The sequence below is a fragment of the Lacrimispora brassicae genome (assembly GCF_054772055.1).
The window spans coordinates 128,804-149,620 of sequence record NZ_BRYH01000006.1; the positions used below are offsets into that span (position 1 = coordinate 128,804).

The 20,817-nt window shown below is 44.1% G+C and carries 18 protein-coding genes and 1 riboswitch; all 18 genes read left to right on the plus strand.

Annotation, left to right across the window (positions count from 1 at the left end):
- Positions 1–192 precede the first annotated feature (192 nt).
- Positions 193–1,623: an aspartate ammonia-lyase gene (gene aspA, locus ACYVD3_RS03670; RefSeq protein WP_460641155.1), complete on the plus strand. Its 1,431-nt coding sequence runs from the start codon at positions 193–195 to the stop codon at positions 1,621–1,623.
- A gap of 140 nt (positions 1,624–1,763) precedes the next feature.
- The gene (locus ACYVD3_RS03675) at positions 1,764–3,134 is read left to right on the plus strand and encodes a PQQ-dependent sugar dehydrogenase (protein WP_460641156.1); all 1,371 of its coding nucleotides are present in this window, start codon (positions 1,764–1,766) and stop codon (positions 3,132–3,134) included.
- A 559-nt stretch (positions 3,135–3,693) separates the two neighbouring features.
- Positions 3,694–4,128, plus strand: coding sequence for a PTS sugar transporter subunit IIA domain-containing protein (locus ACYVD3_RS03680; RefSeq protein ID WP_460641157.1), 435 nt, complete (start codon positions 3,694–3,696; stop codon positions 4,126–4,128).
- 53 nt (positions 4,129–4,181) lie between these two features.
- Complete coding sequence (locus ACYVD3_RS03685; protein WP_460641158.1) at positions 4,182–5,372, plus strand: glycoside hydrolase family 88 protein; 1,191 nt, start codon at positions 4,182–4,184, stop codon at positions 5,370–5,372.
- A gap of 22 nt (positions 5,373–5,394) precedes the next feature.
- Complete coding sequence (locus ACYVD3_RS03690) at positions 5,395–5,886, plus strand: PTS sugar transporter subunit IIB (protein ID WP_460641159.1); 492 nt, start codon at positions 5,395–5,397, stop codon at positions 5,884–5,886.
- A gap of 28 nt (positions 5,887–5,914) precedes the next feature.
- On the plus strand, positions 5,915–6,703 hold the full coding sequence (locus tag ACYVD3_RS03695; RefSeq protein ID WP_460641160.1) for a PTS mannose/fructose/sorbose/N-acetylgalactosamine transporter subunit IIC: 789 nt from the start codon (positions 5,915–5,917) through the stop codon (positions 6,701–6,703).
- Positions 6,693–7,502, plus strand: a complete 810-nt coding sequence (locus ACYVD3_RS03700; RefSeq protein WP_460641161.1) for a PTS system mannose/fructose/sorbose family transporter subunit IID — start codon at positions 6,693–6,695, stop codon at positions 7,500–7,502. The genes ACYVD3_RS03695 and ACYVD3_RS03700 overlap by 11 nt, the downstream gene beginning before the upstream one ends.
- Before the next feature lie 72 nt (positions 7,503–7,574).
- Positions 7,575–9,572, plus strand: a complete 1,998-nt coding sequence (locus ACYVD3_RS03705) for a heparinase II/III family protein (protein ID WP_460641162.1) — start codon at positions 7,575–7,577, stop codon at positions 9,570–9,572.
- A 98-nt stretch (positions 9,573–9,670) separates the two neighbouring features.
- On the plus strand, positions 9,671–10,675 hold the full coding sequence (locus ACYVD3_RS03710) for a LacI family DNA-binding transcriptional regulator (RefSeq protein WP_460641163.1): 1,005 nt from the start codon (positions 9,671–9,673) through the stop codon (positions 10,673–10,675).
- A 108-nt stretch (positions 10,676–10,783) separates the two neighbouring features.
- Positions 10,784–10,866, plus strand: a riboswitch (glycine riboswitch).
- Positions 10,867–11,024: 158 nt separating this feature from the next.
- Positions 11,025–12,107, plus strand: a complete 1,083-nt coding sequence (gene gcvT, locus ACYVD3_RS03715) for a glycine cleavage system aminomethyltransferase GcvT (protein WP_460641164.1) — start codon at positions 11,025–11,027, stop codon at positions 12,105–12,107.
- A 26-nt stretch (positions 12,108–12,133) separates the two neighbouring features.
- On the plus strand, positions 12,134–12,517 hold the full coding sequence (gene gcvH, locus ACYVD3_RS03720) for a glycine cleavage system protein GcvH (RefSeq protein ID WP_460641165.1): 384 nt from the start codon (positions 12,134–12,136) through the stop codon (positions 12,515–12,517).
- A 13-nt stretch (positions 12,518–12,530) separates the two neighbouring features.
- A complete protein-coding gene (gene gcvPA, locus ACYVD3_RS03725) occupies positions 12,531–13,850 on the plus strand; it encodes an aminomethyl-transferring glycine dehydrogenase subunit GcvPA (RefSeq protein WP_460641166.1) in 1,320 nt (439 codons plus the stop codon).
- A gap of 4 nt (positions 13,851–13,854) precedes the next feature.
- On the plus strand, positions 13,855–15,315 hold the full coding sequence (gcvPB, locus tag ACYVD3_RS03730; protein WP_460641167.1) for an aminomethyl-transferring glycine dehydrogenase subunit GcvPB: 1,461 nt from the start codon (positions 13,855–13,857) through the stop codon (positions 15,313–15,315).
- Complete coding sequence (locus tag ACYVD3_RS03735; RefSeq protein WP_460641168.1) at positions 15,299–16,297, plus strand: lipoate--protein ligase; 999 nt, start codon at positions 15,299–15,301, stop codon at positions 16,295–16,297. Before gcvPB ends, ACYVD3_RS03735 begins: the two co-directional genes overlap by 17 nt.
- 18 nt (positions 16,298–16,315) lie before the next feature.
- Positions 16,316–17,728 carry a dihydrolipoyl dehydrogenase gene (gene lpdA, locus ACYVD3_RS03740; RefSeq protein WP_460641169.1) on the plus strand — a complete coding sequence of 471 codons (1,413 nt, stop codon included), beginning with the start codon at positions 16,316–16,318 and terminating at the stop codon, positions 17,726–17,728.
- Between the two features lie 279 nt (positions 17,729–18,007).
- Positions 18,008–19,168 carry a tyrosine-protein phosphatase gene (locus tag ACYVD3_RS03745; RefSeq protein ID WP_460641170.1) on the plus strand — a complete coding sequence of 387 codons (1,161 nt, stop codon included), beginning with the start codon at positions 18,008–18,010 and terminating at the stop codon, positions 19,166–19,168.
- 54 nt (positions 19,169–19,222) lie between these two features.
- On the plus strand, positions 19,223–19,756 hold the full coding sequence (locus tag ACYVD3_RS03750; protein WP_460641171.1) for a nitroreductase family protein: 534 nt from the start codon (positions 19,223–19,225) through the stop codon (positions 19,754–19,756).
- Positions 19,757–20,535: 779 nt separating this feature from the next.
- Positions 20,536–20,751, plus strand: a complete 216-nt coding sequence (locus ACYVD3_RS03755; RefSeq protein WP_460641172.1) for a hypothetical protein — start codon at positions 20,536–20,538, stop codon at positions 20,749–20,751.
- Positions 20,752–20,817: the final 66 nt, after the last annotated feature.

Genomic DNA, 20,817 nt, shown 5'->3' on the forward strand with positions numbered 1-20,817 from the left:
CTTTGCCTCTAAAAATAATTGTCTTCCAATTTTCATTCATAAAATATAAATTTGTTATCTGGCTGTTTTTAGGATGCAGATATGTCTGACATATAAATAAATATCTATAATTATTATAAAGATATATATATTTGATTAAATCATAGGCATAACCTATAATAAAGTCAATAAAAAATTATAGGGGATAAAAGAATGGCAGATACGATAAAAAGTGAAAAGGTACGAATGGAGCATGACTCTATTGGCAGCAAAGAAATCCCGGCGGATGTTTATTACGGTGTACAGACATTGCGTGCGGCTGAAAATTTTCATATTACCGGTATGTATATGCATCCGGAATTGATTAAAAGCGTTGTTCAGATTAAAAAAGCGGCTGCAATCACAAATTGTGAAGTGGGACATCTGGATAAAAAAATAACAGAAGCAATTGTAAAAGCCTGTGATGAAATAATCGGCGGTAAAATGCATGACCAGTTTATCGTAGATCCCATACAGGGAGGGGCAGGAACTTCTTTAAATATGAATGCGAATGAAGTGATTGCAAACCGGGCCATAGAATTATTAGGGGGAGATAAGGGGGATTATTCCATAGTCAATCCCAATGATCATGTCAATTACGGCCAGTCAACAAATGATGTCTTTCCATCCTGCGGCCGAATAACTTCTCTGAAATTATTAAATAAAGCACAGTTGCAATTAACACGTTTATACGATGCGTTGTTAAATAAGGCGGAAGAGTTTGACGGCGTTATAAAAATGGGAAGAACCCAATTGCAGGATGCAGTTCCGATTCGGCTTGGACAGGAATTCAGAGCATACAGTGCTGCAATTAAAAGAGATATTTCACGGTTGGAAAGTGCAAAACAAGAGATGAGTTCCTTAAATCTGGGAGGAACTGCAATAGGAACAGGATTGAATGCTGATATTATGTATTCACAAAAGGTTATAACAATACTGTCCGATATTTGCGGTCTTCCCTTAACTCAGGCCTATGATTTGATTGATGCCACCCAGAATCTGGATGGATACACGTTTGTTTCAGGAGTGGTGAAAGCTTGTGCGGTTAATCTTTCAAAGATATCCAATGATCTTCGGCTGATGTCATCAGGCCCAAGAGCAGGATTAGGCGAGATTAACCTTCCGGCAAAGCAAAATGGTTCTTCCATAATGCCGGGAAAGGTAAATCCCGTTATTCCGGAAGTAGTAAACCAGGTTGCATTTAATATCATTGGAAATGATATGACAATTACAATGGCAACAGAGGCAGGTCAGTTGGAACTTAATGCATTTGAACCGATTATTTTTTATAATCTTTTTCAATCCATAGAAACTCTTAGTTATGCAGTAAGTACGCTGGTTGACAACTGTATCCAAGGGATTACTGCAAATGTTCAAAGGTGCAAAAGTATGGTTGAAAATAGTGTGGGAATCATCACGGCACTCTGCCCCCATATCGGCTATGAAAAATCCGCAGTTATTGCAAAGGAAGCAATTAAAACCGGTGCCTCTGTAAAAGAACTTATTTTAAGAGATGGGATATTGTCAGAGGACAAATTAGGAAAGATATTAAATCCCTATTCCATGACAGAACCGGGAATTTCAGGGCAAGAGATGCTGGTATAAGTTATAAAAAAATAAATGAATCAACGGCTTATTATAAAAGATTGATTGAAAAATCTGCAGGAATCCCTGCTGCCTGGTTAAATTGTATAATTTAAATAAATCCGAATATAATGTAGTAAAAAAATTTCCTGGTGCAGTTAATGTTTCAAGATAAAAATAGCAGAGGAGTTCTTTCTTGTAACCAAATCGATCCCTTAGGGGAACGATATTTAAATCCAGAAGATATTTACATTGTCCATGGTTATGGTATTGAAGCATTTATAAAAAACTTAGATTCTCCAATTGGAATGGTATTTAATGAGGATGGAGATATTTTGATTGCTGATTCTGGGTTAGCAACTGGAAATCCCAGAGTGCTGCAGATGGTCAACGGTCACTTTGAGACGATTGCGGAAGGTTTCGTTGCTCCCATATCGGGCATTAATTATTTAAACGGTGTCATATATGTGTCACATAGAGGTTATGTAACTAAAATATACAGAGACGGTACGAGACATAATATCATTATGGGTTTGCCCAGTAATGGTGATAATTATAACAGTCCCGTTACTTTTTCACCTGATAATAAACTGTATTTCGGCCAAGGAACTGTTACCAACAGCGGCGTTGTCGGAAATGATAACAAGTGGGTGATAGCTTCCCCGCTGCTATGTGATTATACCGGTGATTATGTCATGCTCTACGGTCAAAATTTTGAGTCAAAAAATATTCTGACAGAGGCTTTGCCCAATGCTACTGCAACAACGGGCGGTTTTTCTCCTTATGGAATACCTAATGTAGCATATGAAATCAGAAAGAAGTATATTAAAGCTTCAGGGAGCATCCTAAGGGCAAATCTCGATGGTTCAAATCTGGAACAAGTTGCCTGGGGCTTCCGGAATCCATCCTACTTAAAATTTGATATAAACGGTCAGTTGTTTGCAGTCAACAATGGCTATAATCCCATCGGGAGCAGACCGATTGAAAATGCCACGGATGATTTTTATTATATTACCCCCAATCTATGGTATGGATGGCCGGATTACTCCGGAGGGGAGGCGGTAAACTCGCCGCGGTTTACACCAAGAGGAGGGATCCAGCCAACGCTTCTGTTTAAAAATCAGCCAAATGTTCCTCCAAGACCTTATGTTTCATTTCCGCCGAATTCTTCCATAAGAGGGTTTGAGTTTAATTATAATGCGGACTTTGGTCCCTATGGGGATGTTTACATAGCAGAATATGGCAGTACCATACATACACAGGTAGGTGATTCCATATCCTATGCCAGTGCAGGGCATAGGATATCAAAAATTGATATGAGATCCAGAACCATCAGTACGTTTGCAATTAATAACACCGGCTTTCCGGCATCCTTATCAAATGGAGGAGGGTTGGAGAGACCGTCGCATCTTATATTTGGACCTGACGGAGCAATGTATATTGTGGATATGGGGTTAAATGTTACAGGAAATGCAGATGCCTTTATACCGAATACCGGAGTGGTATGGAGAGTGTACAGAACGGGTTCATAATCTGAAATCATAATCCGCTGCAGATCCATACCCCAAACAAAACCATGGACGAGGTAAGGATCACACTGATTGCCAATACAAAATTTATAGGAGTAAACCATATTGAGAGAGTCGATTCAGGCGAAAACTGGATCGACTCTTTCTTTTTTGTCCTTGACAAAGGGGACAGTTTATGCCATGTTCTCCATTTTAATTTATCCCTATGGCCCAACGGACATTGCAACCGTTTATTGCAGCCGTTTCTTCCGATGCAATATCTGCCCATAGTGGATTTGAATTATAATGGTTTACTAAAAATTTAAGTAAACAAATGAAAAATATAAATTAATGGGTTCACTTTAAAAAGAAATGATTATTGTACAATATGCATAATAAAATTAATTATAATTGTTAAAAATGTGAAAAGTGTAGGATGAATATCAGATTAATATTGACAAGGACCACAAATGATATTATACTTCAACCAAGGTAAACCAATTTACTAAAAGTGAAAATAAAAGCAACATATATGTACAAAACAGTAAATAAAGGTAAACCAAATAGAAAGGGAGTATTCAAAATGACGGGAATCGTTGTAACGGGACACGGACATTTTCCAACAGGCATTCTAAGTGCCGTGGCGTTGGTGGCGGGCCGGCCAAATCATACCGTTGGTGTTGATTTTGAAGAAGGTCAAAGTCCGGAAGACTTAAAAAAATCCATGGAAAATGCAATGGAATCTCTGGAGGGAGATGAGGTTCTGATTCTTGCAGATCTGCTGGGAGGAACGCCTTTTAAAATGGGAGCAGCCATAAAGGCAGAGAATCCGGACCGTAAAATCAAGGTAATAGCAGGAGTGAATATGGCGGCTTTGGTAGAAGCGGTATTTTCAAGGCCATTGTATGATTTGGAGGGGCTGGCAGCAGCGGTTATCCAGTCAGGAAAGGATGGATTGGCTGACCTGGATCATTTAGAGCGTGATGGCGGAGAACCTGAATTTGAGGATGGATTATAGTTAAGAAAAAAGCGGGGATATTATTAATTAATAAGGAGAGGAGTAAAGACAGGATGATAAAGAAAATCCATGTAGAACCAATTGGCAAAACACAGGAATATAGAAGTACATCCCTTCTTACCAGAGAGGAAGTAGAGAAAGCCATCAGCAAAGTAGTAGATCAGGTGCGCTGTAATATGAACTATTTTGGTACAAGGTTCCCATCGCCGGCCACAAAAGACCAGACATACGGTATTATTGAGAATATAGAGTGGACTGACGGTTTTTGGACAGGGATGTTATGGTTGTGCTATGAATATACAGGCGATGAGGATTTCCGCAGATGTGCAGAACAGAATGCAGCTTCCTTTTTGAACCGGGTGGAGAAACGCCTGGAACTGGATCATCATGATCTGGGCTTTTTATACAGCCTTTCCTGCGTTGCCGGCTATAAGCTGACAGGTTCGGAAGATGCAAAGAAAGCGGCAATTATGGCTGCGGATAAACTGATGGAAAGGTATCAGGAAAAGGGCGGTTTCATCCAGGCTTGGGGAGAACTTGGCGCAGGGGATAATTACCGTCTGATTATTGACTGCCTGCTGAACATTCCGCTGCTTTACTGGGCATCGGAGGTTACGGGAGACGATACATATAAGGCAGCAGCAAGGCGTCACTATGAGACATCGTGCAACAATGTGATACGGGATGATGCTTCCGCATACCACACCTTTTATTTTGATCCGGTAACAGGGGCCCCTTTAAAAGGTGTGACAAGACAGGGTTACAGCGATGATTCGGCATGGGCCAGAGGTCAGGCATGGGGGATATATGGAATTCCGCTGAATTATAAGTATACAAGAGATAACAGTGGGTTCAACCTGTTTAAGGGAATGACCAATTACTTTTTAAACCGTCTCCCAAAGGATGATGTGTGTTACTGGGACCTGATATTTTCAGACGGCTCCGGCCAGCCCAGGGACTCTTCTGCAGCGGCTGCCGCGGTGTGCGGCATTCATGAGATGCTTAAATATCTGCCGGAGGTGGACGATGATAAGGAAACCTATAAATATGCAATGCACCGTATTCTCCGCTCCCTGATGGTTCATTACGCAAACTTGGAAACCGGTGAGGGGAAACCGGTCCTTCTTCACGGAGTATATTCCTGGCATTCAGGAAAAGGTGTAGATGAAGGAAATATCTGGGGAGACTATTACTATCTGGAAGCTTTGATACGGTTTTATAAAGATTGGAACCTGTACTGGTAAAACATCAAGGAGGAACAGTTTAATGACAGTACCTAATATTGTATCATTCAGAATCGATGAAAGACTGATTCACGGACAGGGGCAGCTTTGGATAAAAGCCCTGGGAGTAAATACCGTGATTGTGGCAAATGATTCAGCCAGTGAGGATCCCATGCAGCAGACGCTGATGAAAGCAGTGGTTCCCAGATCAATTGCCATGCGTTTTTTTTCCATCCAGCATACTTGCGATGTGATCATGAAGGCTTCTCCAAAGCAGACCATATTCATCGTGTGTAAGACACCTGAGGATGCGCAAAAGCTGGTGGCAGGAGGTGTCCCGGTAAAGGAAATCAACGTAGGCAATATTCATCACGGACCGGGGAAGGAAGAAGTGAGCAAGTACATTGCCCTGGGGCAGGAGGATAAGGAAGCCCTGCGGGAGCTGCGGGACCGGTACGGTATTCGGTTCAATACAAAGACCACTGCATCCGGAGATGACGGAGCCATAAAAGTGGATTTGAATAAATACTTATAAGAAATGGAAGGACAAGGAGGGAATAATAATGACAATCAGTATCATTCAGTGTTTGTTAATCGGTTTATGGACCGGGTTCTGTCTTGCAGGCATGCTGTTCGGCATTTATACCAACAGATGTCTGGTAATGGCCGCAGGAGTAGGTCTGATTCTGGGTGACCTGCCAACAGGACTTGCAATGGGAGCGGTGGGGGAACTGGCATTTATGGGATTTGGTGTATCCCAGGGAGGTTCTGTACCCCCTAATCCCATGGGACCTGGCATTGTTGGAACCATTATTGCGATTACCATGAAGGATTCGGGAATTGACGTGGGTTCTGCCCTGGCTCTTTCCTTTCCCTTTGCAGTGGCGTTCCAGTTTGTGATCACCGCAACTTACACATTCACAACAACGCTCACCAGCTATGCAGGCAAAGCTCTTGAAAAGAAGAATTTCAAAGGATTCCGCATTGCGGCAAATGCCACGGTATGTGTATTCGCAGTGGTGGGCTTTATTGTCGGATTTGGCGGTGCCTTCAGCTCCGAGGGGCTTCAAAAGGTGATCTCCCTCATTCCGGCGTGGCTGAGCAATGGTCTGGGGGTAGCAGGAAAGATGCTTCCGGCCATCGGATTTGCCATGATTCTCAATGTTATGGCAAAAAAGGAACTGATTCCGTTTGTACTGATCGGATATATATCCATCGCTTATTTGAATCTGCCTGTAATGGGCGTGGCGGTAATAGGTACGGCAATCGCTTTGCTTGTTTTTTTCAACCCAGGAAAGGGCGGCGGCGAGTCCGTGGAAGAAGTGGAGGTTGAATTTGAAGATGGCATATAATCAGTTAGAGAAAAAGGATTATGTTAAAACATCCCTGCGGGCATACTTCCTGCAAAATGGATTTAATTATGGAAACTACCAGGGGCTTGGTTATGCCAATGTAATGTATCCGGCCTTGCGTAAGATGTATAAGGGTGATGATGATAAACTGCAGGAAGCATTAAAAGAAAATATCGAGTTTTTTAATACGAATATTCATTTCTTTCCCTTTATTACCAGTCTGCATCTGGTAATGCTGGAGAATCACACGCCTTCAAAGGAAATCCGTAATATCAAGATGGCCCTTATGGGACCGCTGGCAGGTATCGGAGATTCTCTGGCTCAATTCTGTCTGGCACCGCTTTTTGCCACGATAGGGGCCTCCCTGGCTCAGGACGGACTGATCATGGGACCGATTCTTTTCTTTACAGCTATGAACGTAATCCTCCTGGCCATAAAAGTCCTTACCGGCATGTGGGGATACAAGCTGGGAACCAATATTATCGGCACCTTAAGTTCTAAAATGGAGCATATATCCAATATTGCCAGCATGATCGGAGTGACCGTTATCTCCGGACTGGCTGTGAATTTTGTGAAGCTCACCACACCCATCCAGTATGCGGCAAACATGCCTGGTGACCAGCAGAAGATTGTGGCTGTACAGGAAATGATGGATGCAATTGCACCAAAGCTTCTTCCGGTCCTGTACACAGGCCTGATATTCTATCTGATCAAAGTAAAGAAATGGACCACATACAAGCTGGTCATTCTGACCATTATATTGGGAGTTGTACTTTCACTCTTACATTTAATTGCATAATTCCATACATCAGGGGAGGTGCCTGTCCGGCACCTCCCTGTAGCTGTTGGTAAGATCACAAGGAGTCATAAAATGCAGGATAAACGTTTTGACAGCCTGAAAAGGCGTGCAAAAGAGTATGTAAGCCGATACGATGGGGCCTATGTAACGGAATATATGGAAAAGAACTGCCGGGAAGAGAGGAAGACGGTACTGAAACAGGCGGACCGGCTTTTGAAGCAGGTATTTGTTTTTGAAGACAAATGGGATATGGAACCCTGCTCCGTTCCTTATGCACTGGAGAATATGGTCTGGGATTACAGCCCTAACGGTGATCCGGAGTGGGTCTATATGCTGAACCGTCATGAGTACCTTCACAAGCTCTTTCTGGCATACTGCTTTACGAAGGATGAAAAATATATAGAAAAGCTTAAGTGGTATTTGCAGCACTGGATCAATACCAATCCCATCATGCCGGAGGCCACGGAAACCACAAGAACCATTGACACGGGAATCCGCTGTATGAACTGGCAGCTTCTCCTGATTCAAATGATAGGAAGAGGGCTTTTGGATCAGAAGGAGGCAGAGGCGGTACTGGAAAGCATGAGCCGGCAGTTTGATTACATGGGCAGTAAGTATATGGAAAAGTACTCCTTGAGCAACTGGGGAGTGCTGCAGACCACGGCTATTTGTCAGGGATATCTTTGGTTTAAGGAATATCTGCCTGAAAATGGGATGGAACAGTGGGCGTGGAAGGAGCTGGAGCATCAGACGGAACTTCAGGTATTATCCGATGGATCCCACTGGGAACAGTCCATGATGTACCATATAGAAGTACTTCTGGCCTTTATGAAGCTGTTTTCCAATTCAGGAGATAAGGAATGGCTCTTGAGAAACATCCATGCCATGAGCCGTTATGTCCTTTATGGCGCAGCACCGGATCATTGCCAGATCGCCCAGTGTGACAGCGATGTTACCGATGTAAGGGATGTGCTGGTAAAGGCTGCGGTTCTTACGGGTGACGGCAGGTACAAGTATGGCGGATATAAAACCATGGATCTGGACAGTGCCTGGCTGTTTGGACGGGAAGGAATCCGTAAGTATGAAGAATTAAAGGCGGTAAAGCCTGAATCCCTGTTTATGAATGCGGCAGATACAGGAAATATTTACTTTAGAAGCGGCTGGGATGAGGACAGCCATTTTACTTATCTCAAGTGCGGGCCTCTGGGAAGCAGCCACGGACATGCAGATCTGACACATATTTCCCTGTATTATAGAGGAAAACCGTTTCTGATAGACAGCGGAAGGTATTCTTACAGGGAGGAAGAGCCGCTGCGGGTCTTATTAAAAAGTGGGCAGGCCCATAACGTCTGTGTAGTGGATGATGAGTCTCCCGGAAGGCCGGTGAGTTCCTGGGGGTATGAAAGCTTTGGTCAGTGCCTGAAAAATTATTACAGGGAGGAAGGGCCGGTCTGTTATGGGGAAATGGCTTATCACGGAACTTTATCCGGGGGTGAAAACTGTCTGATCCTGCGCAAGGTAATGGCGGTAGACTGCGGGCTTTGGTTGATTGTAAATGATATCTGCTGCAACGGAGTCCACCAGGTGAAGGAATATTACCATTTGAATGCTTCGGTGGAGGCAGCCCCTTTGGCGTCAGATGGGGCTGGGTGGCATTGGGAGCTTAAGAATGGGACCGAAAGGCTGAACCTGTGGGGGTCCGGTATTTTCCGATCCCATAAATGCCTTGTCTCCAACCGTTACAATCAGCTTTCAGACAGCAGTTGTCTGGTCAAGGAGTCCGGCTTTACGAACCGTCACACGGACTGGACATGTCTTGGAGGGCCTAAGGTGGGGTTAAAGGATGCTGCGGTGCATCAATCCGGTAATCCGCTTCCTGCAGACCATGAGACAGTGACAGCCAAAGAATTTGTTTTGTCAGAACAGGAGTCGTGGATTCTTCTTATCTGGAACAGGGAAACCTGCTGTGGCGGTAAATTATATAAATGCCGGAATATGCAGATTTATGCAAAAGCCGCAGCCATTCACTGCAAGGAAGGCAAAAGAACCCTTTACCGTTTAAGAATTTGATGGAAACCCGTTCCACGAAAGGATTATCTATGGTATATTATATAAAAAGGTTGAGTTTGTCCCTTGTAATTTAGGGGCATCAGGTCGTGGAGGTTACTATGAAAAAGCTGACAATTAATGAGATTGCTGAGAAAGCAGGTGTTTCTAAGACAACGGTTTCCTTCTATCTTAACGGCAAGACCAATAAGATGTCCGAGGAGACGAAGCAGAGAATCCAGCATATCATTGATGAGACAGGATATGAACCCAGTGCCGCAGCAAGAGCGATGAAGGCAAAGAGCAGCGGCCTTATAGGGGTTATCCTGGGAGATGCTTCGGAACCATATAGTGCCAGAGCGCTAAAAGGCATAGAAGATGCGGCCAGTGCCCAGGAATACCAGATCATGATCGGCAACAGCGGACTGGCCTTCCAACAGGAAAAGGACTATGTACAACGTATGCTGAAGCTTGGCGCAGAGGGTTTTATTATCCAGTCGACTTATCGCTTTGGAATGCTGGCCAGTGACTTGGAGAAGAAAAAAAAGCCCATTGTTTATCTGGATGCCAGGCCCTATGACTTTAAGGGAAGGTATGTGAAAGGCAACAATTATGATTGTGTATACCGGGTGATCACAGAATGTATCAAAAAGGGATATGATGATTTTCTGATGATAACAGACGGGGAAGCAGAGATGAGTGCGGGTTTTGAGAATACCCAGGGCTATAAGGATGCCCTTCAGGATGCCTGGAGGGAAGGCGGAACCCGGTATCTTCAGGAGGGAATCAAGTCAGTCGAGGTATTCGAGATGCTGAAACAGGCTGTAGATCTTAGTAAAAAAACGCTGATCTATGTAGCCAGCCCCGGCCTGTTTCAGGTAGTATACCAGGCTGTCCGTAATTATCCGGACTATATGTCACTGTTTCCCGGAACATTAGGACTGATCGGCTTTGATGCCGGGGGATGGACAAGGATGACTACCCCCGCTGTTTCCGCCATTATCACCCCAGCCTACGAGGAAGGCGTAAGAGCGATGGAAGAACTTATTGATTTGCTGGAGGGCAGGCGGATAGAAGGTGAGGTCGTATTCAGGAATATCGTGAAATGGAGAGAAACGACTTTGTAAACCTCTTTAAAGGCAGGCAGATCAGTTGTCAGAATCATTCTTGAAAATTGCGTAAAAAAATCATTGACAGTGCCAAAATACTCTGATAATATCAATAATAAATAACGGATGATGAATCCGAGAGAGAGCACAAATCTGTGCCGCCGAAGGGGAACGCAGAAACTCTCAGGCAAAAGGATCGGATTCGGACGTAACTCTGGAGAACATTTATGTACCGACGAAGTCAATCTTTCAGGTAAAAGGACAGAGGCAGACAAGAATATCCAATAGGGATGTTTCTTTCTGCCTTTTTTTGTACGGATAAACGGGTAACTTCCTATTATCATATAAATTTAAGGAGGATTAAGACATGGAACGAAAAACACCGCTTTATGAAATGCATCTGAAGTATCATGGCAAAATGGTCCCTTTTGCCGGGTATCTTCTTCCCATCCAATATGAGGAAGGGATCATAAAGGAGCATATGGCAGTAAGAACAAGAGCAGGACTTTTTGATGTTTCCCATATGGGTGAAATAAGCTGTAAGGGAAAAGATGCACTTGAGAATCTGCAGCGGCTGCTGACCAATGATTTTACGGATATGGCAGACGGCCAGGCAAGATACAGCCCCATGTGCAATGAGCATGGGGGGACCGTGGATGATTTAATTGTATATAAGAAAAAAGATGAGGAGTATTTTATCGTCGTAAATGCTTCCAATAAAGAAAAGGATTACCGGTGGCTGCTGGAACATAAATTTGGAGAAGTGGTGTTTGAAGATATTTCCGATGATATCACACAAATCGCCCTGCAGGGTCCTAAGTCCCGGGAAATACTTATGAAGCTGACAACAGACATTCCCGAAAAGTACTATCATGGTATTTTTGATGGAAGGGTGGCCCAAATCCCATGTATCGTATCCAGAACCGGTTATACAGGGGAAGACGGTTTTGAACTTTATTTAGATAATACATATGCTGAAACAATGTGGGAAACGCTTATGGAGGCAGGTAAAGAATACGGACTGGTCCCCTGCGGCCTGGGGGCCAGAGACACCCTGAGGCTGGAGGCCGGCATGCCTCTGTACGGACATGAAATGAACGACGATATCAATCCGGTGGAAACCGGTCTCGGGTTTGCTGTGAAAATGCAGAAGGCGGATTTTATCGGCAAAAGCCATTTGCCGGATAAAGATTCCCTTACAAGAAAGCGGGCAGGCTTAAAGGTAACGGGACGCGGAATCATACGGGAACAGGAAGATGTGCTTGTAAACGGGAAAAAGGCAGGTTTTACAACCTCTGGAACCCATTGCCCGTACTTAGGCTATCCGGTGGCCATGGCTATTTTGGATAAGGAATATGCAAAAGTAGGTACAAAAGTAACGGTAATTGTAAGGGGAAGAGAAGTAGAGGCAGAAGTGGTACCCCTTCCATTTTATAAAAAAACAAAATAATTCATCTGGGAGAAGGAGAATCAATCATGAAGGTATTAGAAAATCTGGTTTACACAAAAACACACGAATGGGTAAGGTTTGAAGATGAAACAACAGCTTTGGTGGGCCTTACGGATTACGCCCAGCAGTCATTGGGAGGGCTTGTTTTCGTTAATCTTCCGGAAGAAGGTGACGAGACCACAGCCGGTGAAGTATTTGCCGATGTGGAATCCGTAAAAGCCGTTTCCGATGTATATTGCCCGGTAACCGGAGTTGTGGCAGAAATCAATGAAGAACTTTTAGACGCACCGGAAAGGATCAATGAGGCTCCTTATGACGCCTGGTTTGCAAAGATAACCGATATTATTGATAAAGAAGAATTCTTAAGTCCTGAGGAATACGAAGAATTTGTCAAAAAAGAAATAGAATAAAGGAGATCTGCATATGGGTTCATTTGTACCGGCAACCGATCATGACAGAAAAGAGATGCTGTCAGCGATTGGAATCAACAGCATAGAAGACCTTTTTGGGCAGCTTCCCCGGGAAGTGATGTTAAAGGATGGGTTGAATCTTCCTCATGGAATGTCTGAAATGGAAGTATGTAAGAAGATGGAAGGCATTGCAGCAAAGAATACGGTGTTCCCGGTTATGTTCAGGGGAGCAGGTGCGTACAGGCACTATATTCCATCCATAGTGAAAAGCGTGTTATCCAAGGAAACTCTTTACACGGCTTATACCCCCTACCAGGCGGAAATCAGCCAGGGTATCTTACGGTCTATATTTGAATACCAGACCATGATCTGTGAGCTTACAGGAATGGATACAGCCAATGCCTCCGTATATGACGGCGGGGCAGCGGCGGCAGAAGCGGTGGCTATGTCCAGGGACAGAAAGAAAAACAGAGCCTTTGTTTCCGCAGCGGTTCATCCTCAGGTCATGGAGACCATAAAGACTTATTGTTTTGGAAATAGCATGGAACTGACGGTTGTTCCTGAGAAAGACGGCATCACGGATCTGGATTTTCTGAAAGAACATCTGGATGGTCAGGCCGCATGTGTGTATATTCAGAATCCCAATTATTACGGCAGTCTGGAACCGGCTGGGGAAATCGGAATCACGGCAAAGGAAGCCGGCGCACGCTATATCATGGGCGTGAATCCCATTTCCCTTGGAATCATAAAGACGCCGGCAGAATACGGCGCCGATATTGCAGTGGGAGAGGGGCAGCCCCTTGGACTTCCCCTGGCATTCGGCGGGCCATATATCGGTTTTATGGCATGTACCAAAGAACTGACCAGAAAGCTGCCGGGAAGGATCGTTGGTGAAACCGTTGATTCCAACGGAAAAACAGGATATGTCCTGACCCTTCAGGCCAGGGAGCAGCATATCCGAAGAGAAAAAGCATTGAGCAACATCTGCTCAAACCAGGCGCTTTGCGCATTGGCAGTGGGAGTCTATTTATCGGCCATGGGAGCAGAAGGGCTGAAACAGACAGCCATACAGTGTTTGTCAAAGGCCCATTATCTGGCGGCCCAATTGGAAGCAATCGGGTATCCGGTTGTAAACCGGGGAGAATTTTTCCACGAATTTGTGACCGCTTCCAAAATTCCGGTAGAACAGGTAATGGGTCTGCTGGAGGAACAGGGGATCCTTGGCGGCTATCCCTTAACCGGTGAGAGAGCCGGGCAGATCTTATGGTGCTGTACGGAAATGAATGCAAAGGATGACATGGACCGTGTCATTGGCATTTTAAAGGAGGTGTAAGGCTATGCTGATTTTTGAAAAGGGACAGGACGGAAGAACCATGACCATCCTGCCGGAATGTGATGTGCCGGTGAGGCTGCCGGAGGAAGACAGCCAAAGAAAAAAGAGCCTGCGCCTTCCCCAAGTGTCTGAAAATGATATAAGCAGGCATTATACAGAAGCGGCGAAAATGGCATATGGCGTCAATGACGGCTTTTATCCTCTGGGTTCCTGCACCATGAAATATAATCCCAAGATCAATGAAGACATGGCCTCTCTTCCGGGATTTGCGAAGATCCATCCCCTGCAGCCGGAGCATACGGTGCAGGGCTGCATGGAGGTATTGAAAACAGCAGAGAGATACTTATGTGAGATCACCGGAATGGACCGTATGACCTTTCAGCCGGCAGCAGGAGCCCACGGTGAATTTGCCGGACTTTTGCTGATAAAAGCATATCATGAAAGCCGCGGTGACGGAAAAAGGACAAAGATCATAATACCGGATTCCGCCCATGGAACCAATCCCGCAAGTGCCTCAATGGTGGGCTATTCGGTGATCAGTATTCCGTCCGCAGAAGACGGCGGAGTGGATCTGGAAGAATTAAAAAAGGCAGTGGGAGAAGATACGGCCGGACTGATGCTGACCAACCCCAATACATTGGGCCTTTTTGATAAAAACATTTTAGAAATCACAAAAATCGTTCATGAAGCCGGAGGGCTGGCTTACTATGACGGAGCAAATTTAAACGCCGTCATGGGCATGGTAAGACCGGGGGATATGGGATTTGATGTGGTTCATTTAAATCTTCATAAAACCTTTTCTACCCCTCATGGAGGCGGTGGTCCCGGCAGCGGACCAGTGGGATGCAAGAATCTCCTGGCTGAGTTTTTACCTGATAACCTGGTGGAGGAAGAAAACGGATATACGTTTAAACGTCCGGTTCAAACCATGGGACAGGTGAAGAACTTTTACGGAAACTTTCTGATCGTGGTCAGAGCCATGACGTATCTGTTTATGCTAGGAAAGGAAGGAATTCCGGAAGCTTCAAAGCATGCCGTATTAAACGCCAATTATATGATGGCAAAATTAAAGGATGTATATGATATGGCATACCAGGGACCCTGTATGCATGAATTTGTCATGAGCCTGGCCAGGCTAAAAAAAGAAACAGGTATATCCGCTATGGACATAGCAAAAGGACTTTTGGACCATGGCATCCATCCCCCGACCATGTATTTTCCGCTCATCGTATCAGAAGCGTTAATGGCGGAGCCTACGGAAACAGAATCAAAAGAAACCATGGATGAGGTGATATCTGTATTCCTCAGCCTGTATGAAACAGCCGGCTCCCAGCCGGAAACCCTTCATCAGGCCCCCATCCATACGCAGGTCACAAGACTTGATGAAGTAAGGGCAGCCAGAAATTTAATGTTAAAGTATGACTTCTTAGATAAGGAAACCCATAAAGATGATACAGGAAATTAAATATTTAAGCGGAAAGGGCAATGACCCCTATCTGAATCTTGCCATAGAAGAATATTTATTGGATACAACAGAGCGGGATACCTGTATCTTATACCTTTGGCAGAATGAAAATACCGTTGTAATCGGCAAAAACCAGAATCCATGGAAGGAATGCAGGATCCGGGAGCTGGAAGAGGATGGCGGACATCTGGTGAGAAGGCTTTCAGGAGGAGGCGCCGTATACCATGACCTGGGTAATTTGAATTTCACCTTTCTTGTTCACAAGGATCATTATGATCTGGATAAGCAACTGGAGGTCATTTTAAGCGGAGTCAAAAAACTGGGGATACATGCAGAAAAATCAGGAAGAAATGATATTACCGTATCAGGCAGGAAGTTTTCCGGCAATGCCTTTTATACCAGAGGGGAGAAGTGCTATCATCATGGGACCCTGCTGGTTCATGCAGATATGGAGAAGCTTTCCCAGTACCTGGAGGTTTCAAAGGATAAGCTGGCATTAAAAGGAGTGGATTCTGTCAGAGCCAGGGTAACCAATCTTTCCGAGTATCAGCCAGGTCTGACCATTGATATGCTGAAAGAAAAGCTTCTGGAGGCATTTGAGGAAACCTATGGATGCAAGGCGGTTTTCTTAAGACAGGAGGACTTAAACCAGGAAGCATTGTCAGAAGGAAGAAAGAAATTCTCCTCCTGGGATTGGCTGTACGGGCGAAGTATGGACTTTCAGTACGAGCTGTCAAAGCGGTTTGCCTGGGGGAATGCAATCTGGCAGTTTCAGGTGAACGGTGGAATCATAAAGGATCTGCAATTGTATTCCGATTCCATGGAACCGGATCTTGTGGACCGGATTCCCGGGTACATAATTGGAAGCAGATATGAGAATAGGGATATTTGTAATAAACTGGATCAGGTGCCTGCAGAAACGCAGGCCCAGTCTGCCATGACAAAAGATTTAAGAGAGTTTTTTGCTGCTGCAGAATTATAAAAGCCAGGGAGGGATAGGATGGAGGTAATATATGATCTGCTTGTGATCGGTGCAGGACCCGGAGGATATGTAGCGGCGATTAAGGCTGCAAAGCTGGGAATGAAGACCGGGGTGATAGAAAACCGGGAAGTCGGCGGCACCTGCTTAAACCGTGGTTGCGTTCCGGCAAAGGCCATGCTGCATGCTGCCAAATTGTATCAGGAGGTTCAGTCCGGAGAACGGTTTGGTATCATCTCCAAAGAGGTGAGCTATGATTACAGCAAAGTAATGTCCTATAAAAATGAGACTTCTGAAAGTCTCAGACTTGGAGTGGAACAGCTCCTTAAGGGAAATAAAATAGAACGGATCCATGGGACAGGGACGCTGACAAAGGATGGAAGGGTCAGGGTCAAGACGGAGGACGGCGAAGAGATCCTTCAGGCGGACCATATTCTGCTGGCAACAGGATCCAAACCCTCTTTTCCTCCCATTGAAGGAATCCGCCTTCCCGGAATCATGACCAGTGACGAGATGTTTCAGCTTGATCATGTGCCGGAAAACCTGGTGATTATAGGCGGCGGGGTCATAGGGGTGGAGTTTGCCACCGTATTCTCTTCCTTTGGTTCCAAGGTCACATTGCTGGAGGCGGAAGAAAAACTTCTGCCCGGTCTGGATAAAGAGATTTCCCAGAATGTAAAGCTGCTTTTGAAAAAGAGAGGCGTTGACATTCACACCAAAGCATTTGTCCGGAAGATAGAAAAGGAGGGCCTGGATTTTATCTGTACCTATGGGGAGAAGGTAAAAGACGAAGAAAAGATTGAGGTCTTAAAGACCCCATATCTGCTTTTGGCCACCGGACGTATCCCCAATACGGACGGACTGCTGGAGGAAGGGACATTACTTAAAATGGACCGGGGCAGGATTGTGGTGAAGGAAAACTTTGAGACAAGTATGCCGGGTGTGTTTGCTGTCGGAGATGTGATCGGAGATATTCAGTTGGCCCATGCCGCAAGCTCCCAGGGCATCTGTGCGGTGGAAGGGATGAATGGGAAAGACCCTTCCATTGATTTGTCGGTAGTTCCGTCATGCGTTTATATTGATCCTGAAATTGCATGTGTAGGAATGACGGAAGAGGAGGCAAAAGGGAAAGGAATTGAGACCGCTGCCGGGAAGTTCTTGACCCATGCCAACAGTAAGTCATTTATAACTAAGGAAGAGAGAGGCTTTGTTAAAGTTGTAACAGATAAGGAAACGGGCGTACTGCTGGGAGCACAGATGATGTGTGCCAGAGCTACGGACATGATTGGTGAGATGGGAACTGCCATTTCCAATAAACTTACTGCAGTGCAGCTTTTAAAAGCCATGCGGGCTCATCCTACCTATAATGAATCTGTGGCAGAAGCGCTTGAGGACTGTATTGGAGGAGCGATTCATGTCCTGCCCCGCAGGTAATTAATTTTAAAATTCAGATATGGCAGACATAATAGAGCGGTTCTTTTTGCTGAGGAAACCCATATTACAAAGAGTTTTAAGAGGGCGCACACCTGACCTGTCGGGTGTGCGCTTGAATGGTATTCCGGAGGTTGTGGGTTCGATTCCCGTTATCTCACCAAATTTATAGGTGGTTCAAAAAACGGGAAATCTAATGCGTAATTATACTTAACAACCTGCTTGTTTTGTGGTATTCTTGATGTGTGAGGTTTACAAAATATTATTCTTGGAGGGGCTTTAATGAAAAGGAGAAAATGTATTTCGATTGGCTTATTTATTGCTGTATTCTTAAGTGGTGCTAAGCCTGTTTACACCATGGCTTTTGAAAATGCAAGTGTAATACAAGAGTCGCAGAACCAGTTGTCCGTTAAGGTTTCAAAAGTGCATGAAAAATATGGCAATGTATATATTGGTATTAAAAACCCTGATTTTCTAAAAGTATTCCAATATGGCGACATGGTGAATGTGACAATTGGAGAACAGTTCTTAGAGGTTCCGGTATGTTCTTCCTATAGTGATGTGGACAGTAAGAAGGTCGTTATAGTTGCATCATCAGATGAAGAAAAAGCTAATGAGGACATTATATTGGCAATAAATCTGGGCAGCTTTGCAGATACATACGGGACGGCTGTTAATGATAATGTAACGATCACCCTTTCAAAAAAGGGAGGATACCTGGCTGAATACGAAGTACGTCAACTGAAACGTACGAACAACAGAGATGATTATGGCAGTGACCAGGTGTTTGCCAATTTCCGTGAAGTGACTTATGGCAGTATAGCTCCGGGCAGGCTATACAGGTCATCTAACCCCATAAATCCGGAAATTGGAAGAAACCAATACGCTATGCGGCTTACGGAAGATGCGGGAGTTAAGGTTATATTTAATCTTTCCGAAACAGCCCAGGAGGTTGCGGCTCATTTGGGAACCGATGCCGGCGGCGAACTTGCATATTATAAGGGACTGAATGATATAGGTAATGTGTACGCGCTGGGTATGGGACTTGATTTACAATCAGAAGATTTCAAGCAGAAACTTGCTGTTGTTTTACGGGAAATGAGCCAAAAGGAAGGTCCATACCTTATCCATTGCGTAGAGGGAAAAGACAGGACTGGTTTCGTCGCCGCTTTGCTTGAATCCTTAATGGGTGCGAAATATTGGGAGATTAAGGTTGACTATATGGACAGTTTCGTTAATTTCTATAATGTACCTGTAGGGCCTGGTCAATATGACCGGATTGGGAATAACAACATTTTGGAGAGTATGAGGCAGATGGCTGGTATTCCCAAAGGAAGCAGTCTTAAAGGGGTAGATTTGTCCAAAGCAGCAGAGAGTTATATCAAGTCAATAGGTTTAACTGATGATGAAATAGAAAAGCTTAGAGTCAATCTCTCTAACTGAGGCAGTAGGAACAACAGTAAAACATCAGCCTTCACACATAAAGGAGCAATTAAAATGAATGATTTTATGGATTTATGCCTTCGCAGGCAAAGCTGCAGAAATTTTAAAGATCAATTGATTGAACACGAAAAGCTGGTTAAATGTGTTGAGGCGGCCCACCTGGCACCTTCCGGTTGTAATGGTCAGCCATGGAGTTTTGTGGTAGTTGAAAATCCGGAATTTATAGAAAAGGTAGCGGAATCTGCACAGCAGTTGGGATCAAATGGGTTTGCTTCCAAAGCACGGGCATTTTTTGTTGTGGTTGAAGAACATGCAAATTTAATGCCCCATGTTAAAAGCCTTGTAGACAGTCAGTATTTTGCTCCCGGCGACATTGGAGCGGCAATTGCCTATCTTTGCCTGGAAGCCGAATCCCAGGGAATCGGTACTTGCATTTTTGGAATGTATGATAGAGAAAAAGTTGCTTCACTGCTGAACATTCCCAAGGAAAAGCATATATGCGGATTAATTGCAGCCGGATATCCGGCAGATCAGACGGTGCGAAAGAAATCCCGTAAACCACTGGATGAAATTGTCCGGTTCGTTTAAATTCCTTATAATCCTGTAATATAAAGTTCGCGATTCTGCCTGTACATATGTCGTTACACCAATATAATTTCATATTCAGCAATCCCAAAAGTCAGTATTTTGCCTATGGCACTGTACTGACTTTTTTTCTTTCCCCAAGGAATCTTTAATAAAACTTCCCTCAGCATTTTCTGACCTTTGTACCTTCTTTTAATGCATGTAATGGACTTATTGTTGCAAGTACCGTAGGTTCCGCAATAATAGCAGGAATTTTTATTTCCACGTTTTATTTCCATGTTTGGATAATAAAGTACCGTTATAGTTGGTACTGTTAAACAATGATATAATATATAATTACAAATACATGAAGATCAGAGATGATTCCGTGTATTTAGTTAATAATCATATGGAAAAGTGTAGGATGAGTTGATTTGAATAAGAAAAGAGCTGAAAATATTATATTCTCTCTCTGTATTCTTTGCGTACCATTATTTATCTGCGAAGTTCTTTCTTGTCATAATTTTGGACATCTCTCAATAGATGAGGGAACCAGGGAATCATGAGCAGGCAGCAAAAAAAGTGGAAATATATGGAATCCCATGAAAAGAAAGGGAACGGTCGCGGCTAAAAAAATAAATCCATATATGCTATATCGGGGAGTTCGAATGTATTACCGGGCACTGGCTATGATATCGAAAAGTAAGTAAACAGTAAAAACGGTAATTGCCAATCATCTCTTGATTTTCTCTGCATAGTTTCTGTGGAAATACAAAAACTATTGACAGACAGGAGGTATTATTATGGCAAAAGCAGGTATGAGAAGACCAAGTCCCTATGATTCAAACAATCATGGTACGGAGAATCATGAGAAAATGCATCATCCAAAGAATGACCAGGCCCAGGTACCGGAAATCCAGGGTGCTGCAAAGAATGGCAATGAGAAAGCCGGTCCGGTCAATGCTCCAAACTGGGCCAGAGACGATTACAAAACAGGAGATAAGCATTACGGTATTTAATAAAGAGGTACTTTTATGCTTGATAGCAATCCATATGAGATCGGACACTTAATAAGGATTGAGCAC

Coding starts and splice junctions, on each gene's coding strand:
- aspA (WP_460641155.1), top strand. CDS start 193: ATGGCAGATACGATAAAAAGTGAAAAGGTACGAATGGAGCATGACTCT.
- ACYVD3_RS03675 (WP_460641156.1), top strand. CDS start 1,764: ATGTTTCAAGATAAAAATAGCAGAGGAGTTCTTTCTTGTAACCAAATC.
- ACYVD3_RS03680 (WP_460641157.1), top strand. CDS start 3,694: ATGACGGGAATCGTTGTAACGGGACACGGACATTTTCCAACAGGCATT.
- ACYVD3_RS03685 (WP_460641158.1), top strand. CDS start 4,182: ATGATAAAGAAAATCCATGTAGAACCAATTGGCAAAACACAGGAATAT.
- ACYVD3_RS03690 (WP_460641159.1), top strand. CDS start 5,395: ATGACAGTACCTAATATTGTATCATTCAGAATCGATGAAAGACTGATT.
- ACYVD3_RS03695 (WP_460641160.1), top strand. CDS start 5,915: ATGACAATCAGTATCATTCAGTGTTTGTTAATCGGTTTATGGACCGGG.
- ACYVD3_RS03700 (WP_460641161.1), top strand. CDS start 6,693: ATGGCATATAATCAGTTAGAGAAAAAGGATTATGTTAAAACATCCCTG.
- ACYVD3_RS03705 (WP_460641162.1), top strand. CDS start 7,575: ATGCAGGATAAACGTTTTGACAGCCTGAAAAGGCGTGCAAAAGAGTAT.
- ACYVD3_RS03710 (WP_460641163.1), top strand. CDS start 9,671: ATGAAAAAGCTGACAATTAATGAGATTGCTGAGAAAGCAGGTGTTTCT.
- gcvT (WP_460641164.1), top strand. CDS start 11,025: ATGGAACGAAAAACACCGCTTTATGAAATGCATCTGAAGTATCATGGC.
- gcvH (WP_460641165.1), top strand. CDS start 12,134: ATGAAGGTATTAGAAAATCTGGTTTACACAAAAACACACGAATGGGTA.
- gcvPA (WP_460641166.1), top strand. CDS start 12,531: ATGGGTTCATTTGTACCGGCAACCGATCATGACAGAAAAGAGATGCTG.
- gcvPB (WP_460641167.1), top strand. CDS start 13,855: ATGCTGATTTTTGAAAAGGGACAGGACGGAAGAACCATGACCATCCTG.
- ACYVD3_RS03735 (WP_460641168.1), top strand. CDS start 15,299: ATGATACAGGAAATTAAATATTTAAGCGGAAAGGGCAATGACCCCTAT.
- lpdA (WP_460641169.1), top strand. CDS start 16,316: ATGGAGGTAATATATGATCTGCTTGTGATCGGTGCAGGACCCGGAGGA.
- ACYVD3_RS03745 (WP_460641170.1), top strand. CDS start 18,008: ATGAAAAGGAGAAAATGTATTTCGATTGGCTTATTTATTGCTGTATTC.
- ACYVD3_RS03750 (WP_460641171.1), top strand. CDS start 19,223: ATGAATGATTTTATGGATTTATGCCTTCGCAGGCAAAGCTGCAGAAAT.
- ACYVD3_RS03755 (WP_460641172.1), top strand. CDS start 20,536: ATGGCAAAAGCAGGTATGAGAAGACCAAGTCCCTATGATTCAAACAAT.